Here is a 13,201-nt window from a genome sequence, read left to right as displayed (position 1 = left end):
TAAGGAACCTGTTCCAAAACGAAACACAGCTCTCCGCGCAATCCGGACGGGAAACGCGGAGAGCCGTGTGCTGTTCGCGACAGTCAATGTCCGCCGCACCGTGAATGCGGCCGAATCAGTGACGGGTCTGGTAGGTTGGCAGGGGTGACGGCTGCTGCTGCAAGGGAATCTGCTGTGTGACTGACTGCTGCAGCTCCCGCTCCATTTGCTCGCACAGCGTGATCGCGTGCTGCATCTGGCGAATCGCCATGTCATGACCTTGCAGAGCCTGCTGAATCATCTGGACCGCCTGCTGCTCGCGAGCAGCCAACTGCTGCAGCGTGGCGGCGTTTTGCTGTTCCTGCTGCAGAAGCTGGCGGTAGGTGGCGCTTGCTTGCATTGTCTGTTGGATCAACTGCTGGATGGTCTGTTTGCACTGAGACAATTCTTGTTGGGCATGGGTGATCGTATGCACGAAAAAACGACCTCCTGATTGTGGGATTGATGCATGCGATTACCCTTTTATGTTGTGCAACATACGGAAAATTATCAGTCGTGTTGGTCAGATGCGCCCGTGACACCGCATGTGTTGTTCTCATGCAAAAACCAGCATCCCGGCTGCACTTACTTGGGCAGGCGGATGCTGTTCAACGGCCAGTAGACCAGTTCCGCCCGGCCGACCACGTGCTCCAGGCTGACGGGGCCGATGACCCGGCTGTCCATGCTGTTGTTCCGGTTGTCGCCCATGACGAAGACGTGGCCGGGGGGGACGGTGATCGGGCCAAAGTCTTCGGTGAGTGTGATGCCGTTCGCTGCCGCTTTCAACTTGTTGGCGGTGAGGTATTCCTCTTGTACAGGCTGGCCGTTGACATACAGCTGATCGTCTTTCGCCTCCACGGTATCACCCGCGACGGCGACGACTCGCTTGATCCAGTTTTCCCCGCTCGCGTCGGGGTGGATGATCACGATTTCGCCTCTTTTTGGCTGCTGCAGGTAATAGATTGCCTTGTTGACGATCACCCGTTCGCGGTCGTGCAGGGTGCTCTCCATGGAACGCCCTTGAACGACGTAAGGGGCCATCACAAACACATAGATAAAGGCGGTCAAGCCGCCAATCAAGACGAACGATTTCAACCAGTCTGCCAATTCCGTTTTCCATTTTGCCTTTGCCGTGCTTTGCGTATGTTCCATATGCCAATCTCCTATGTATCAGGTTTGTCGGGAGGCCGCCGGTTGGTTTCGAAAACAGGAGGCGCTGCCGTATCTTTTATTATACATACGATACGGACGGAAACGGAAGTTGTTTCGTGGAAATAGGTGGAAAATAGGCTGTATTTCGCCAATTGTCCGTCACGAATTTGTCACGGAACTCGCCCCTTGCATCGTTTGCCATTTTGCGGTAAGATGTCAATGTAAAAAGTTTTACAGTAAAAATATTAAACGGTAAACGTATTGTCCTACTCACATCCCCTTTTTCAGAGGCCGACTGAATAACGCTTGCGCAGACTGTTAACAGCCGATATATTTTTATAGTAAAAGTATGAATTTTTGAAAAAGGGTGATGATGTGAGCGAAATGTCCCGCGCCGGTAAAATCGAGGAACTGGATCAGGTGTTTGTTGAGTTGGCTCGCTTCTTCATCAGCCATTGGCTGCTGGAAGAAGAAGTAATTAGCCCCAAGCAGTTCATCTTGCTGCGGGTGCTCTATGACAGAGAGCGCAGCACGGTGTCCGAATTGGCCGCTCTCTTGAAGCAGTCGAACAGCGCCACCACCATCGCACTGAATCGACTGGTCAAGGCGGGCTACGTCAATCGGCTCCGTGATGAACAGGACCGGCGGGTCGTCTGGGTTACGCTCTCGGACAAAGCGGTTCCGCTGATGGAGCGATTGTTGTCCAGACGGAGGGAACTCCTCACCAAACTGCTGGAAAACCTGACCGACAGCGAACTGGAACAGTTTACACTCTATCTCCGAAAACTGAAGCAAGGCTTGCAGTAACCTACTTGCCGTATCGGAGCAGCGGGCGGGGGATATTTCACAGGACAGCGTGAACCAACAGAAGATGGGAGTGTACGAAAATGAAAAAATCGACAACACTGTTGATGGGAACCATGGTTCTCGGCGCCACTCTGTTCGCGAACGCTGCTTATGCAAACGAAGCTGTTCAGGCTCACGGTTGGATCAACATGCCGGCAGAGGATCAATGGGTAGTCCAGCCGGGAAACAACGCGACTGTCACCAACCAAAGCGGCTGGATCAACATACCGACAGAGGATCAGTGGGTGGTCCTGCCGGGAAGCAACGCGACTGTCACCAACCAAAGCGGCTGGATCAACATGCCGGTTGAGGATCAGTTCGTAGTTCAGTCGAGCGTTACAGCACAAGTAACCACGCAAAACGGCTGGATTGCCATGCCGGTAGAAGATCAAACGATCATCCTGTCGCCCAAAAGCGAGCAACCCACCGGCGTGGCTCACGGTTGGGTGGCTGCTCCGGTAGAGGACAGCGTGATCGTGGTGAAACCGGCTGCCAGCACCAACGATACCACTCAGGCTCACGGCTGGAGTTGGTCGGTGCCGTATGCGAACAACGACAAGTAAACACGCTCTTGCCCCTAACCCCTTCTCGATGCAGAAGGGGTTTTTTGACGCGCTCGCTTTGGCTAAATGGCAGGGAAGCCGCACACACTACGAATTGACCTAAATCAGGAAGGAGGAACTGACATGGCAGATGAGCGCCAAAATGAATTGGACCGCACTGCTGACACATCGATCAGGACATTTGCGTCAGAGTCCAGAGCAGATGCGGAGCAATCCCAGGAGGTGAACATCACCCAAGAGCAGGTAAGCGATATGTACAAAATGGGGACGATCGACGATGCCCAAGGACTGAACTGATGTCCTGATCTCGACCGTCCCCGCTTGCCTGCTGGGCGGGTACAGCAGACGGCAGGCTTGATCGTCTGATCCATCTCCTCTGATCCGTCTCCATCAAACAGCAACAACCCGGACTGCATATTTGTCCGGGTTGTTTGTTATGTCAAAGCGGCAGTCGTCCTTTCCCCTGATCACAATGCGTACCGCTTACGGCCGGTCGTAGACAGCCCGCTCTTCCGCGGGTATCCGGACGCGCCACAGCAGCCAAAAGTTGGCCAGGGAAAAGACGACGGCGGTCACGACGGCGGAAAAAGTGAGCGGCAGGACGAGCAGTTCAATCGACACCACCAGGTAGTTGGGATGGCGCAGGAAGCGGTACGGGCCGCGCCGCACGGGTTCGCTGCCGGGAAGGATGTAGATGCGCGTGTTCCAGCGTTTTCCCAGGCTGACGATGCACCAGTACCGCAGTCCTTGGGCCAGTGCAAATACGGAAAATGTCCAGGCCCACCACGGCGCGGTCCTGCCTTCATGGAGGAGTCCCTCCGCGAGCAGGCTGACAAGAAACAGCACATGCAGGGTGACGATGTACTTGTAGTGTTCGGCCCCTACTTCCCGTCCGCCCGCGGCGAGGATGTGGCGGGCGTTGCGCCGCGCGAGGGCCAGTTCCAGCAGGCGTTGGGCGACGACGACGGTATAGACGGTGACAAAAAAGCTCACGCTCTGCTCACCTCGCTTCCAACAGGATCAACTCCGAACTGAAGCCAGGTCCGAGGGCGGCCAGCAGTCCCTTTTCGCCCGGCTGCCAGTCCTCTTCCATGCACTTTTCCAGCACAAATAAAACGGTGGGCGACGACATGTTGCCAAAGTCGCGGAGGACGTCCTCGGCCAACCGTGTGGCTTCTGCCGGAATCCCCAACGCCTGCCGGTAGGCGGCCAGCACCTTCGCCCCGCCGGGATGGAAGATAAATCGCTGCACGTCCGGGACAGATACGCCAAACGGTCCGAGAAATCCCTCGACGTTGGCCCGCATCGACTGCCGAACCAGGCTGGGAATGTCGCGGGAAAAAATCACTTTCAGGCCCGGTTCGGTCAGTTCCCAGCCCATGATGTCCAGCGTATCCGGCCATGTTGTCGTGCGTGCCCCCATGAAACAGAGGCGGGGCGGAGCAGACGGCCGCTTCACCTCATCACCTTCCACCAGCACGGCAGCGGCTCCGTCAGCAAACAGGCAGGTGGCGACCAGGTTGCTTTTGGACAGGTCTTGTCGGATAAATGTCAATCCGCACAGTTCTACTGCCACCACCAGGACGCGGCTTCTGGGGTACGCCCGGGCGTATTCAAATGCCCGTGTAAGACCCATCGCCCCGCCGACGCATCCCAGTCCCCACAGCGGCACGCGGGCGATGTCCGGCCGCAGGCCCAAGCGGTTGATTAGATGGGCGTCGATGCTTGGGGTGGCGATGCCCGTGCTGGAGACGAAGATCAGGCAGTCAATCTCCGAAGCCGCCGTGTTGGCCTTGTTCAGGCAGCGCCGGGCGGATTCGGCACCAAGGGAGACGGCATGCTCCACGTACAGCCGGTTTTTTTCAGCAAACCCGTGTTCTGTTGTAAACCAGTCGAGCGGCATGCAGAAGTGGCGCTTGCGAATTTGGCTGTTGGCAAAGACGGCGAGCAGGCGATCAATGTCGGGGAAGGCTTGTTGGAAAAACGCACGGGCGACCGCCATGGAATCGTCCTGAGTGATTACATGTTCAGGAACAGTGGTCGCCGTGGCTTCGATGCGGGGCATCGCAATCCCTTCCTTTTCGTCAGGTAAGTAGTTCCAGTTTTCCCTAAACGCAGTTGTCCGATTCGTGACACACGGGAAAACAAAACGAAAGCGGAAGGGAGCGAGAACAGAATCGCTTGAGCTGCAGGCGGTCGTTTTCGGGAAATTGCCAGCCGCCCTTTATGACGCGGCAATCGGAGGCTTGGAACCGTCAAAAGGAGCCGGCTGCCGCTGGCTCATGGCCCGCTTCACCAGCCGGTACTGGAACAGGCCGGCGACGAGCAGGAGGACGGCGAGCAGGGAAAACCAGTAGGCGCCGCCGATGCTGCGGAACGACACGGCGCCAAGCGACGGGCCGATCGCGCCAGTGATGCTCCAGTTGGCCCCGAAAATGGAAAAGTAACGGCCGCGGTACGCTTCCGGCGCCATGACGGAAATTGCCTTTTGGATTTGCGGGCCGTACAGCATCTCGCCCAGCGTAAAGATGGCCTCCGCCACCACCAGCAGGAAAAAGGTGGGGGCCCAGCCGTAGCCGATGCCGACACAGGCGAGGAGCAGGTAGGCCAGCAGGATGACGCGATGGGCCGGAAAACGTTCGGCAAACTTGGCGATCACGATCTGGCAGCATACGACGAGCAGGCCGTTGATCGTGATCAAGGTGGCAAACACGGTCAGGAAATCATCAAAGCGCGTCCGCAGGTGCTGCGGCAGGATGATCTCCACCTGGGAGTACAGGAGCGAGACCGGAACGGCCGCCAGCGTCATCCACAACAGGGTGGTGTGCTCGTGCAGCCGCAGCTTGGGCGCTTTTGGCTTGTCTGCTTGTCCTTGGCTGCCCTGCTTCCGCTTCTCACGGGGGAGTGTCTCCGGTACTTTCCACACGATCAGCAGCATATAGGTGAAGAGTGCGGCCGAACAAATGCCGAAGACGATTGCCGGGTTGATTTTGTACAGCGTAACCCCGATCAGCGGTCCCGCCGCCGCGCCCAGGTTGAGGGCGGTATGCAGCAGGGCGAACACCTCACTGCGCTTTTCCTCCGGAACCACGTCCGTCACCTGTGCGCTGGCTGCCGGCCAGAACAGGGACGAGCCGATTCCGTTCAGAATGGTTAAAGCCGCAAAGTCATAGAGGGACTCCGCCCAGATGTAACCAGCCATGGAGATCGCTTCGATCGCCAGGGCGGCCACCATCAACGGCTTTCGTCCGTAACGGTCAGCCAATCCTCCAGAATAAAGTCCGGCGATCATGCTGGTCAGCGGCTGCAGACTGGTCACCATGGCCGCCACCACCAGATTGTTGTCCATTCTCTCATATAGATAAAAGGCCAGGAAGGGTCGGAGCATGAATCCGGCAAATGTGGTCAGAATCGTCCCGATTACGCGGATCCAGATGGTCGAGTCATAACGTGTAAAGACGGATTGAAGCCATGCCATGTCGTAAATTCCTCGCTTCTGATAAAAGAATTTTTTAGTAGTATACGAATTTTTTGTGAAATGAAAAAGAAGGTTTATACATATCTGAATACTGAGTTTTTCGTTAATGCCTTTTGCGTGAGCACGGCTTCCATGAGAGGGGGCGCGAACGGAGCGAGCGATACGCGAGTCGGTTTACACGTTGTCCCGACACTGCGCTGGCGATTTTTTTCCTTGAACTCACTGGAACAGACAGGTAAAATATTCCTATGAATAAGATAAAAGTCCTATATTTCCCGTGGTTATTTAGGTCTTTTGTATCATATCCAACGCGTTTTTGTGCGAACTACGTCGGAGGGGATATCGTTGGACTTACGTTGGATAGGGTTGGGGATATCCTGCCTGTTTAGCCTGCTGTGGACGGTTGTATACGGACTGCCGTCCCATCAGCTGACGGCCGTACTGGCCGCAGTGGTCGCGGTGATGCAGGCAGCAGCGGGTTACCAGATGGGATTGTATGCCGAGAGACTGAGAGAGGAGGCCAGTCTGGACTCGCTGACAGGTGCTCTTGTCAACCGCCGCTTTTTTGCATTGCTGGAAAAGGAGATAGAGCGGGCCCGCCGCCACGACTATCCGGTTACCTTGCTGTTTATCGACCTGGACAATTTTAAGATATTCAATGACAGCCATGGTCACTTGGCGGGAGACGAGCTGCTGTGCCGCTTTGCCGACATTCTGAAACGCAGCATCCGCGCGCAGGATGCGGTCGGCCGATGGGGCGGCGAGGAGTTTGTCATCATGCTGCCTCATGCGGAAACGCCGCACGGTGTAGCCGTGGGGGAGAGAATCCAGCGCAATGTTCGGGAGGATCTTGGGGGCGTAACGGTCAGCATCGGCATTGCCTCGTTTCCCGCGCACGCGTCCACGGCAACGGAACTGGCGGCGAAGGCAGACACCCTGATGTACGAAGCGAAAAAAAAGAAAGACTGCATTTTGGTAGCGCACCATTGAGGGAAGGAAGCATTTGGAGATAATTGAACACCCGCATCCGGGAATAGGGCGGGTGTTTTTCGCTTGTCATGCGTCTTTACAAAACCTTTACAATATCTTAATGAAAAAAATACGCGTTTGTCCTTGTTTTTAAATTTACCTTTCGAAAGTTGTTCGGTTATAATCGTTGAGGCGCTATTTTTCCAAAGGAGTGACGACGGAACATATGTGGAAATCCAACAAGGACATCTTCTTTGACCTGTTTGAACAGCAAATCGCCAATGTTCACAAAGGCACCCATCTGTTTTACGAGATGATTGGCAACTATCAGGATGTGGAAGCCAAAGTGAAAGCGATTAAAGCGGTTGAAAAAGAAGGGGATGAAATCGTTCGTCGGATCATGAACGAGCTGAACTCCACGTTCATCACCCCGCTGGAGCGGGAGGACATTCACCAGCTCGCGCATACGATGGACGAAATGATTGACTATATCGACGGGGTAGCGGATCGGATGTACCTCTATCAAGTGCACCAGCCCGATCCTCGCGTTCTGGCTCAGGCCAACATTCTGGTGAAATGCTCGGCCAAACTGATCGAGCTGATTCGCACCCTGCGCAAACTGGATCACAAGGTGGTGTCCCAATACGCTTCCGAGATCAAGGAATTGGAGCATGAGTCCGACTCCAACTACCGGAAAATGGTGTCCGACCTGCTCAACGCACCCGACGCCAATCCGATCGAGGCGATCAAGCTGAAGGAGATTTACGACAAGCTGGAAGACTGTGCGGACTTCGCCGAGGATGTTTCCAACCTGGTAGAAGGGATTGTGCTGAAGAATGCTTAGTCTTTCGCCTGACATAATCATACTCATCCTTGTCGTCATCATGGCGCTCAGCTTTGACTTTATCAACGGCTTTCACGACACGGCCAACGCGATCGCCACGTCCGTGTCCACCCGGGCGCTGAGTCCCCGCACGGCCATTCTGATTGCGTCGGTACTGAACCTGATCGGTGCGCTTACCTATACCGGCGTGGCCAAAACGATCGGGGGAAGCATCGCCGACCCGTTCAAGTTGGAGAACGGTCTGGTCATCGTCCTGGCCGCGCTTACGTCCGCCATTCTGTGGAACCTGATCACCTGGTGGTTCGGGATTCCCAGTTCGTCGTCACACGCCCTGATCGGCGGGGTGGCCGGTGCGGTTGTCGGTGCAGCCGGTTTCGACTCCATTAACATGGCAGGCTTTATCAGCATTGTCCAGGCGCTGATTTTCTCACCGATCGTTGCGTTTGTAGTCGGGTTTGTCATTATCAAGCTGGTCTCCGCACTGGTGGCCAACATGCCGTATCATCGTACGAACAGAGGCTTTCGCTTGTTGCAGGTGCTGTCGGCGTCCTGGCAATCGTTCAGCCACGGGGCCAACGACGCTCAGAAGACCATGGGGATCATCACTTTCGCGTTGATCTCCGGCGGCTTTATGACCTCGGAGACGGGTGAAATCACGATTCCGATCTGGGTGAAAATCTCGGCGGCGATCGCAATGGCGCTTGGCACGTCGTTTGGCGGCTGGCGGATCATTAAAACGATGGGTGGCAAGATCATGAAGATCAAGCCGATCAGCGGCTTCTCCGCCGACTTGTCGTCTGCCCTGATTATTACCATTTTTACCATGCTGAAACTGCCCGTCAGCACGACGCACGTGATCACCTCGTCAATTCTGGGCGTGGGAGCGTCGCAAAAATTCTCCGCAGTAAAGTGGGGATTGGCCGGCCGGATCCTGGTGACATGGGTCATTACATTGCCGGCGACAGGATTGCTCGCAGCTGCCTGTTACGTGGTATTCGACGTCTTTTTGTAACGGAATCGAGTTCCCGCCTTTCTCTCCTAACGGGGAGAGGGGCTTTTTTGTTTTACGGGGAAAGCGGATCAGGAAGTGCCGGTCAACCGCTCCCAAAAGCCGGGACGCGGTTTGATCTGCACCATCCGGACCGACGTATACGGGATGTAGGTGAGCGAGCCGTCCGCTGCTTCCAGCAGCAGCCCCGCCGTGCCGTAGTCGTGCAGCTTTCCTTCCTCATAAGCAGACAGGCCTGGCCCGATCATGCCCGGAGCGAAGTGAACGCGCACGTTCCGGTCCAGGTACGCCTCCAACATGTCGTCATCCATGTGATCCTCCTCCTGTTCCTTTCGTCGTTTTCTTTCAGTTATGCCCACCTTTGCGACAATTCAGACCAGAAAAAAACCACCCGACCCACCGGTCAAGCCCCCGTTGAGCAGTCTCGATTCTTCAAAAAAGGGAAACCCCCTCCCACTGCGGAGGGGGTTACAAGGACGTACTTTGCTCAAACTACACACTTTCCATTTGGGTCAGTATCTCTCGAATCCGCTCGATCTGAATCACCTGAATCACGCCGTTGGAGAATTGGATAAAGCCTTGCTGGCGCCATTTCTGGATGATCTTGTTGACCGTGATCCGGGACGTGCCGATGTATCGGGCGAACGACGTCTGGTTGATGGGAATGTTTTCATTCTCATGAATTTGAATCAATTTCAACAAAAAGTGAGCCATTTGGTGTTCGACCGGGCTGTCCAGATAGGAAATGATTTCGGCGAGGAGTCGTACTTTATAGATATGGGAGTTGGTGAAGATCATCGCCGCATGGGGATGATCCTTGCACACTCTTGACAAGGCTTCATCGGAGAAATGATAGAGAATCGAAGGTGTAGTGGTCACCGCGGTTGTCAAATAGGTTCCTCTGTGAGCCCCGTGTTCCCCTAGCAAGGTCCCGATCGGGACGTAGTCAATGACACGCTCGTGGCCGTTATCGGATAGCAGGCTGATTTTCACCCCGCCCTGCCCAAGGTAATAAAAGCCTCTGCCGTTTTCTCCCTGGCGATACACGAACGTATTCTTTTTCAGTTCCAGTTTTTGTCCATATGATAAGAACGGAGTCCACTTGTAGCGAAGGTTTACCATACGATCACCTTTCCTTCCCAACATCATTCTCTGTGCAACATTGGACAGGGAATGAGCGCCCCAGACTAAACCGTTTTCGCTGTCGGTGCAGACAGATTCAACTTCCGCAACACATCCGGACGCTTGATCACAAATTTGCGCTGCTCGATGTCGATCAGTCCGTCTTCTTTCCACTGTTTCAGGATTTTGTATACGGTGATTCGGGTTAATCCGGTGCAGTGCGCCAGGTCCTGTTGGGTGAGGGGGACTTCATAGTTTTTAAACTCATCGCAGATGTTGAGGAGCAGCGCGGCGATCTGCTCTTCGGAAGAAAGCGCTTTCATATTAATCGCATAAAGAAGAATCCGCATTTTTTGATTGACGGTTTGAGCAAACAGGGGCAATAATTCCGGCCGCTCCTTCATCAGTTTCGCAAACTGTTCGCAGGAAAAATGATAGACCACCGAGTCCTTAACGGCGATCGCGGTGGTAAAGTGCGTTTGCCGGTCCATGGTTTGAATCCCGAGCAGTTGGCCGGGCACCACGATGTTCAACAACCGGTCTTTTCCTTTTACCGTGGAGGTGACGATTTTCACCAAGCCCTTGTGAAGGTAATAAAACCCGTCTCCCAGACTTCCCTGGTAGTAAATGACGGATTTTCCTTTCACGAATTGCCTCTTCCCGTACTTCAGAAACGTCTCCCACTTCAGGTCGGTTTCAAAAGGGGATACCATATCGAACACTCCTTTCAATATGGTTGTAAACGATTAACGGCTGTGGTTAGTGGCCGGCTTGGATCTGCGACATCTGCTGCAGCAGGCATGCCTCCTTGGTAACGTCTTGAATGGCGGAAGCCAGTTCCATAATCCCTTCTGTCTGTGCCTTTGCGAGATTTTTTGATGCAAGCACCATTTGTGAAAGAGAGGTGATCTCCTCCTGCAGTGAAGAAAGGCGCTTGGAGATTCCCTTTGCCAAACCGCCGGACGTCGAAGCCAAACGACGCATTTCTCCCGCAACGATCGCAAAGCCTCTGCCATGCTCCCCTGCACGGGCGGCTTCAATCGAGGCGTTCAACCCGAGTATGCCCGACTGCTTGGCGATGTCTGAGATTGATTTCAATACGGAAAAGGTTGTTTCTACTTGCTGCAGCATTCCGGTCATGACCTGATGAAGCTTCTCGCTGTGTGACGACAACGTCTCTGCGCTTGACTGCATCACCACGGACTGGGCGGAAACCTCTTCCACAATGGCCGACAGGTGTTCGGCAATCTGTACTAGCTTATTTTGGCGATCCAGACTGACTCCGAAGACGAGCGCACCGGAAATCCTGCCGTCTTCCTCAATCGGCAGTCCGTCGGCAATGTAAGCGATTCCGTACACCGAGGAATCCATCAGCTTTGTCATCGGTCTTCCCTGCTTGATAATCGTATTGGCCAGACTGCCTTTCTTGATTGGATCATGCGGCGATAATCCGAATTGCAAGGTCTTTACGGGCAGGTAGGTTAAAAATTTCTCCCTATCCGTGATCCCGAGCGTAAAATCATCTTCAAAGCACAAAACCATCCTGTGCATGATGGAAGATACGTGCACGACACTTTCCAGCAGGATCATACCCTTCAAGCCCCTATGTTTCATAAATCTAAATTTTCAGAAACTATCAGCACAATTATAAATGGGCGAAGAGCATATGTACAACGTAATCATTCTCGTCGCGAAAAAAAGTCTGAAAAAATGTTAACTGGTTTACAACCGGCGTGACGGAAGGATTCGAAAAAGGGATTGGAACGTTAAGCGATTTACACAGGGAGGTCCTCCCTTTTAGTACAATCAGTTCACGGCAATTTTAAATATTTAAACAATTATCAGGGGGAGGATATGATGAAAGGGAATCTGCAAATGGATGCGCCCGTTCTCGATCCGTCGTCGAAACCGGCAACCAGGACAATGCCAGCCATCACGCTGCTCGTTGTTGTCATCTGTTGGTTCAGCATGCTGGCAGACGGGTATGATCTCGGCATCTACGGCGCTGTGCTGCCTTCGTTGATGGAGTACAAGGATTGGTCGCTGTCTCCGGCGAAAGCGGGCGCCATTGGAAGCTATGCGCTGGTCGGCATGTTGGTGGGAGCCATCTGTGTCGGAACTGTCACGGACATGATCGGGCGCAAAAAGACATTGGCTTTTTGCGTATCGTTGTTTTCCATCATGATGGGGTTTGCCGCGATGGCACCCTCGCCTGACATGTTCGGTTTGTTTCGTTTTCTTGGAGGTATCGCGCTGGGCGGCGTGATTCCCACGGCGTCCGCCCTCACCATCGAGTATTCGCCGGTGGAACGGCGGTCGTTGATGTACGCCGTGATGTACACAGGGTACCCGGTCGGCGGTCTGCTCGGTGCGCTGCTGTCGATGTATTTCCTGCAGGATTTCGGATGGCGGTTCTTGTTCTGGCTCGGCGCCGTCCCGATTCTCCTCGTGCCGTTCATTCTCACGTATTTGCCCGAATCGATCAGCTTCCTGCTGGCGAAGAACAGACGCGAAGAGGCGGAGCAAATTGCCGCCCGGTACAACATTCCGCTTGATACCATCGGAGCGTACCAACCGGATCAAGCGAACGAGGGAAAGGGTAAATTCGCCTCGGTCGCCGCGCTGTTCGCCAAACAAAACATCCGCGCGACCATCTGTTTCTGGATCGCCTTTTTCATGGGCCTGCTGATGATTTACGGGTTGAGCACATGGCTGCCGAAAATGATGAAGGAGGCCGGGTACCCGCTCGGATCCAGTCTGGGATTCCTGTTCATGCTGAACCTGTCGGCTGCGGTGGGCGCGCTGTTGGCGGGCAGGGCGGCAGACCGGTGGGGATCGCAGAAGATCATCAGCATCTCCTACCTCCTCGCTGGGGTCTCGATGGCCCTCTTGAGTGTAAAATCGTCGATGCCGGTGGTGTACGCCCTGGTCGGCCTCGCCGGTTTCGGGACGATCGGTACCACGTTGATCATGAACGCCTACATTTCCAAGTACTTCTCCGCAGATAACCGGGCGACCGCGCTGGGATGAGCGATCGGGTTCGGTCGGATCGGGGCGATTTCCGGCCCGGTGCTGATCGGATTGTTCATGTCCTGGAACATGGGGCCCTCCTGGAACTTCTATACCTTTGCCATCGCGGGAATCATCGCTTCGGTCATGGTGCTGTTTATTCCGAAGCACCGCGACGGGAACATCTAACC

At 54.6% G+C, this 13,201-nt stretch carries 15 protein-coding genes and 1 pseudogene; 7 read left to right on the top strand and 9 right to left on the bottom strand.

The genetic code is table 11. The features are described 5' to 3' along the window. Positions 1 to 115 precede the first annotated feature (115 nt). The gene (locus tag IRT44_RS17845) at positions 116 to 454 is read right to left on the bottom strand and encodes a hypothetical protein (RefSeq protein ID WP_171564245.1); all 339 of its coding nucleotides are present in this window, start codon (positions 452 to 454) and stop codon (positions 116 to 118) included. A gap of 149 nt (positions 455 to 603) precedes the next feature. Further along, positions 604 to 1,170: a signal peptidase I gene (lepB, locus tag IRT44_RS17840; protein ID WP_171564244.1), complete on the bottom strand. Its 567-nt coding sequence runs from the start codon at positions 1,168 to 1,170 to the stop codon at positions 604 to 606. A gap of 384 nt (positions 1,171 to 1,554) precedes the next feature. Here lepB and IRT44_RS17835 point away from each other — a divergent pair, with 384 nt between their 5' ends. The 3 genes from IRT44_RS17835 (at position 1,555) to IRT44_RS17825 (ending at position 2,876) form a co-directional block, all read left to right on the top strand. Next, positions 1,555 to 1,977 (top strand): MarR family winged helix-turn-helix transcriptional regulator, encoded by a 423-nt coding sequence (locus tag IRT44_RS17835; protein ID WP_230077900.1) that lies wholly within the window; start codon positions 1,555 to 1,557, stop codon positions 1,975 to 1,977. A gap of 80 nt (positions 1,978 to 2,057) precedes the next feature. Next, on the top strand, positions 2,058 to 2,579 hold the full coding sequence (locus IRT44_RS17830) for a hypothetical protein (RefSeq protein ID WP_230077117.1): 522 nt from the start codon (positions 2,058 to 2,060) through the stop codon (positions 2,577 to 2,579). Between the two features lie 123 nt (positions 2,580 to 2,702). Next, on the top strand, positions 2,703 to 2,876 hold the full coding sequence (locus IRT44_RS17825) for a DUF4025 domain-containing protein (RefSeq protein ID WP_230077116.1): 174 nt from the start codon (positions 2,703 to 2,705) through the stop codon (positions 2,874 to 2,876). A gap of 186 nt (positions 2,877 to 3,062) precedes the next feature. On the opposite strand, the gene IRT44_RS17820 is transcribed toward IRT44_RS17825, so the two are convergent. The 3 genes from IRT44_RS17820 to IRT44_RS17810 all read right to left on the bottom strand — a co-directional run bounded on the left by IRT44_RS17820 (position 3,063) and on the right by IRT44_RS17810 (position 6,057). Continuing rightward, positions 3,063 to 3,572, bottom strand: a complete 510-nt coding sequence (locus IRT44_RS17820; protein WP_230077115.1) for an isoprenylcysteine carboxyl methyltransferase family protein — start codon at positions 3,570 to 3,572, stop codon at positions 3,063 to 3,065. A gap of 7 nt (positions 3,573 to 3,579) precedes the next feature. Further along, positions 3,580 to 4,644: a type III polyketide synthase gene (locus IRT44_RS17815; protein WP_230077114.1), complete on the bottom strand. Its 1,065-nt coding sequence runs from the start codon at positions 4,642 to 4,644 to the stop codon at positions 3,580 to 3,582. Positions 4,645 to 4,803: 159 nt separating this feature from the next. Then, positions 4,804 to 6,057, bottom strand: a complete 1,254-nt coding sequence (locus tag IRT44_RS17810; RefSeq protein ID WP_230077113.1) for an MDR family MFS transporter — start codon at positions 6,055 to 6,057, stop codon at positions 4,804 to 4,806. Between the two features lie 345 nt (positions 6,058 to 6,402). Between IRT44_RS17810 and IRT44_RS17805 the strand changes: the two genes are divergently transcribed. From IRT44_RS17805 to IRT44_RS17795, 3 genes are all read left to right on the top strand, one after another. Then, positions 6,403 to 7,047, top strand: a complete 645-nt coding sequence (locus tag IRT44_RS17805) for a GGDEF domain-containing protein (protein WP_171564238.1) — start codon at positions 6,403 to 6,405, stop codon at positions 7,045 to 7,047. A gap of 205 nt (positions 7,048 to 7,252) precedes the next feature. Beyond that, entirely contained in the window at positions 7,253 to 7,870 is a 618-nt protein-coding gene (locus tag IRT44_RS17800) for a DUF47 domain-containing protein (RefSeq protein WP_171564237.1), read from the top strand. Further along, positions 7,863 to 8,882 (top strand): inorganic phosphate transporter, encoded by a 1,020-nt coding sequence (locus IRT44_RS17795; protein WP_171564236.1) that lies wholly within the window; start codon positions 7,863 to 7,865, stop codon positions 8,880 to 8,882. The genes IRT44_RS17800 and IRT44_RS17795 overlap by 8 nt, the downstream gene beginning before the upstream one ends. A gap of 68 nt (positions 8,883 to 8,950) precedes the next feature. Here IRT44_RS17795 and IRT44_RS17790 read toward each other — a convergent pair whose 3' ends face one another. The 4 genes from IRT44_RS17790 to IRT44_RS19425 form a co-directional block, all read right to left on the bottom strand. After that, the gene (locus IRT44_RS17790) at positions 8,951 to 9,190 is read right to left on the bottom strand and encodes a hypothetical protein (RefSeq protein WP_171564235.1); all 240 of its coding nucleotides are present in this window, start codon (positions 9,188 to 9,190) and stop codon (positions 8,951 to 8,953) included. Positions 9,191 to 9,371: 181 nt separating this feature from the next. Next, positions 9,372 to 10,001, bottom strand: coding sequence for a Crp/Fnr family transcriptional regulator (locus tag IRT44_RS17785; RefSeq protein WP_171564234.1), 630 nt, complete (start codon positions 9,999 to 10,001; stop codon positions 9,372 to 9,374). A 65-nt stretch (positions 10,002 to 10,066) separates the two neighbouring features. Then, positions 10,067 to 10,714, bottom strand: coding sequence for a Crp/Fnr family transcriptional regulator (locus tag IRT44_RS17780; RefSeq protein ID WP_212131899.1), 648 nt, complete (start codon positions 10,712 to 10,714; stop codon positions 10,067 to 10,069). Between the two features lie 46 nt (positions 10,715 to 10,760). Next, the gene (locus tag IRT44_RS19425) at positions 10,761 to 11,591 is read right to left on the bottom strand and encodes a methyl-accepting chemotaxis protein (protein WP_326838929.1); all 831 of its coding nucleotides are present in this window, start codon (positions 11,589 to 11,591) and stop codon (positions 10,761 to 10,763) included. Positions 11,592 to 11,876: 285 nt separating this feature from the next. Here IRT44_RS19425 and IRT44_RS17770 point away from each other — a divergent pair. Continuing rightward, positions 11,877 to 13,199: pseudogene (locus IRT44_RS17770) on the top strand (MFS transporter). The last annotated feature ends 2 nt before the right edge of the window (positions 13,200 to 13,201 follow it).

Source organism: Brevibacillus sedimenti, assembly GCF_020923495.1.
GTDB classification, from domain to species: Bacteria; Bacillota; Bacilli; order Brevibacillales; family Brevibacillaceae; genus Brevibacillus; species Brevibacillus aydinogluensis.
The sequence above is the reverse complement of the archived record's forward strand: the minus strand, read 5'-3'. Positions and strand labels throughout refer to the sequence as shown.

Coding starts and splice junctions, on each gene's coding strand:
- lepB (WP_171564244.1), bottom strand. CDS start 1,170: ATGGAACATACGCAAAGCACGGCAAAGGCAAAATGGAAAACGGAATTG.
- IRT44_RS17835 (WP_230077900.1), top strand. CDS start 1,555: ATGTCCCGCGCCGGTAAAATCGAGGAACTGGATCAGGTGTTTGTTGAG.
- IRT44_RS17830 (WP_230077117.1), top strand. CDS start 2,058: ATGAAAAAATCGACAACACTGTTGATGGGAACCATGGTTCTCGGCGCC.
- IRT44_RS17825 (WP_230077116.1), top strand. CDS start 2,703: ATGGCAGATGAGCGCCAAAATGAATTGGACCGCACTGCTGACACATCG.
- IRT44_RS17815 (WP_230077114.1), bottom strand. CDS start 4,644: ATGCCCCGCATCGAAGCCACGGCGACCACTGTTCCTGAACATGTAATC.
- IRT44_RS17810 (WP_230077113.1), bottom strand. CDS start 6,057: ATGGCATGGCTTCAATCCGTCTTTACACGTTATGACTCGACCATCTGG.
- IRT44_RS17800 (WP_171564237.1), top strand. CDS start 7,253: ATGTGGAAATCCAACAAGGACATCTTCTTTGACCTGTTTGAACAGCAA.
- IRT44_RS17795 (WP_171564236.1), top strand. CDS start 7,863: ATGCTTAGTCTTTCGCCTGACATAATCATACTCATCCTTGTCGTCATC.
- IRT44_RS17790 (WP_171564235.1), bottom strand. CDS start 9,190: ATGGATGACGACATGTTGGAGGCGTACCTGGACCGGAACGTGCGCGTT.
- IRT44_RS17785 (WP_171564234.1), bottom strand. CDS start 10,001: ATGGTAAACCTTCGCTACAAGTGGACTCCGTTCTTATCATATGGACAA.
- IRT44_RS17780 (WP_212131899.1), bottom strand. CDS start 10,714: ATGGTATCCCCTTTTGAAACCGACCTGAAGTGGGAGACGTTTCTGAAG.
- IRT44_RS19425 (WP_326838929.1), bottom strand. CDS start 11,591: ATGATCCTGCTGGAAAGTGTCGTGCACGTATCTTCCATCATGCACAGG.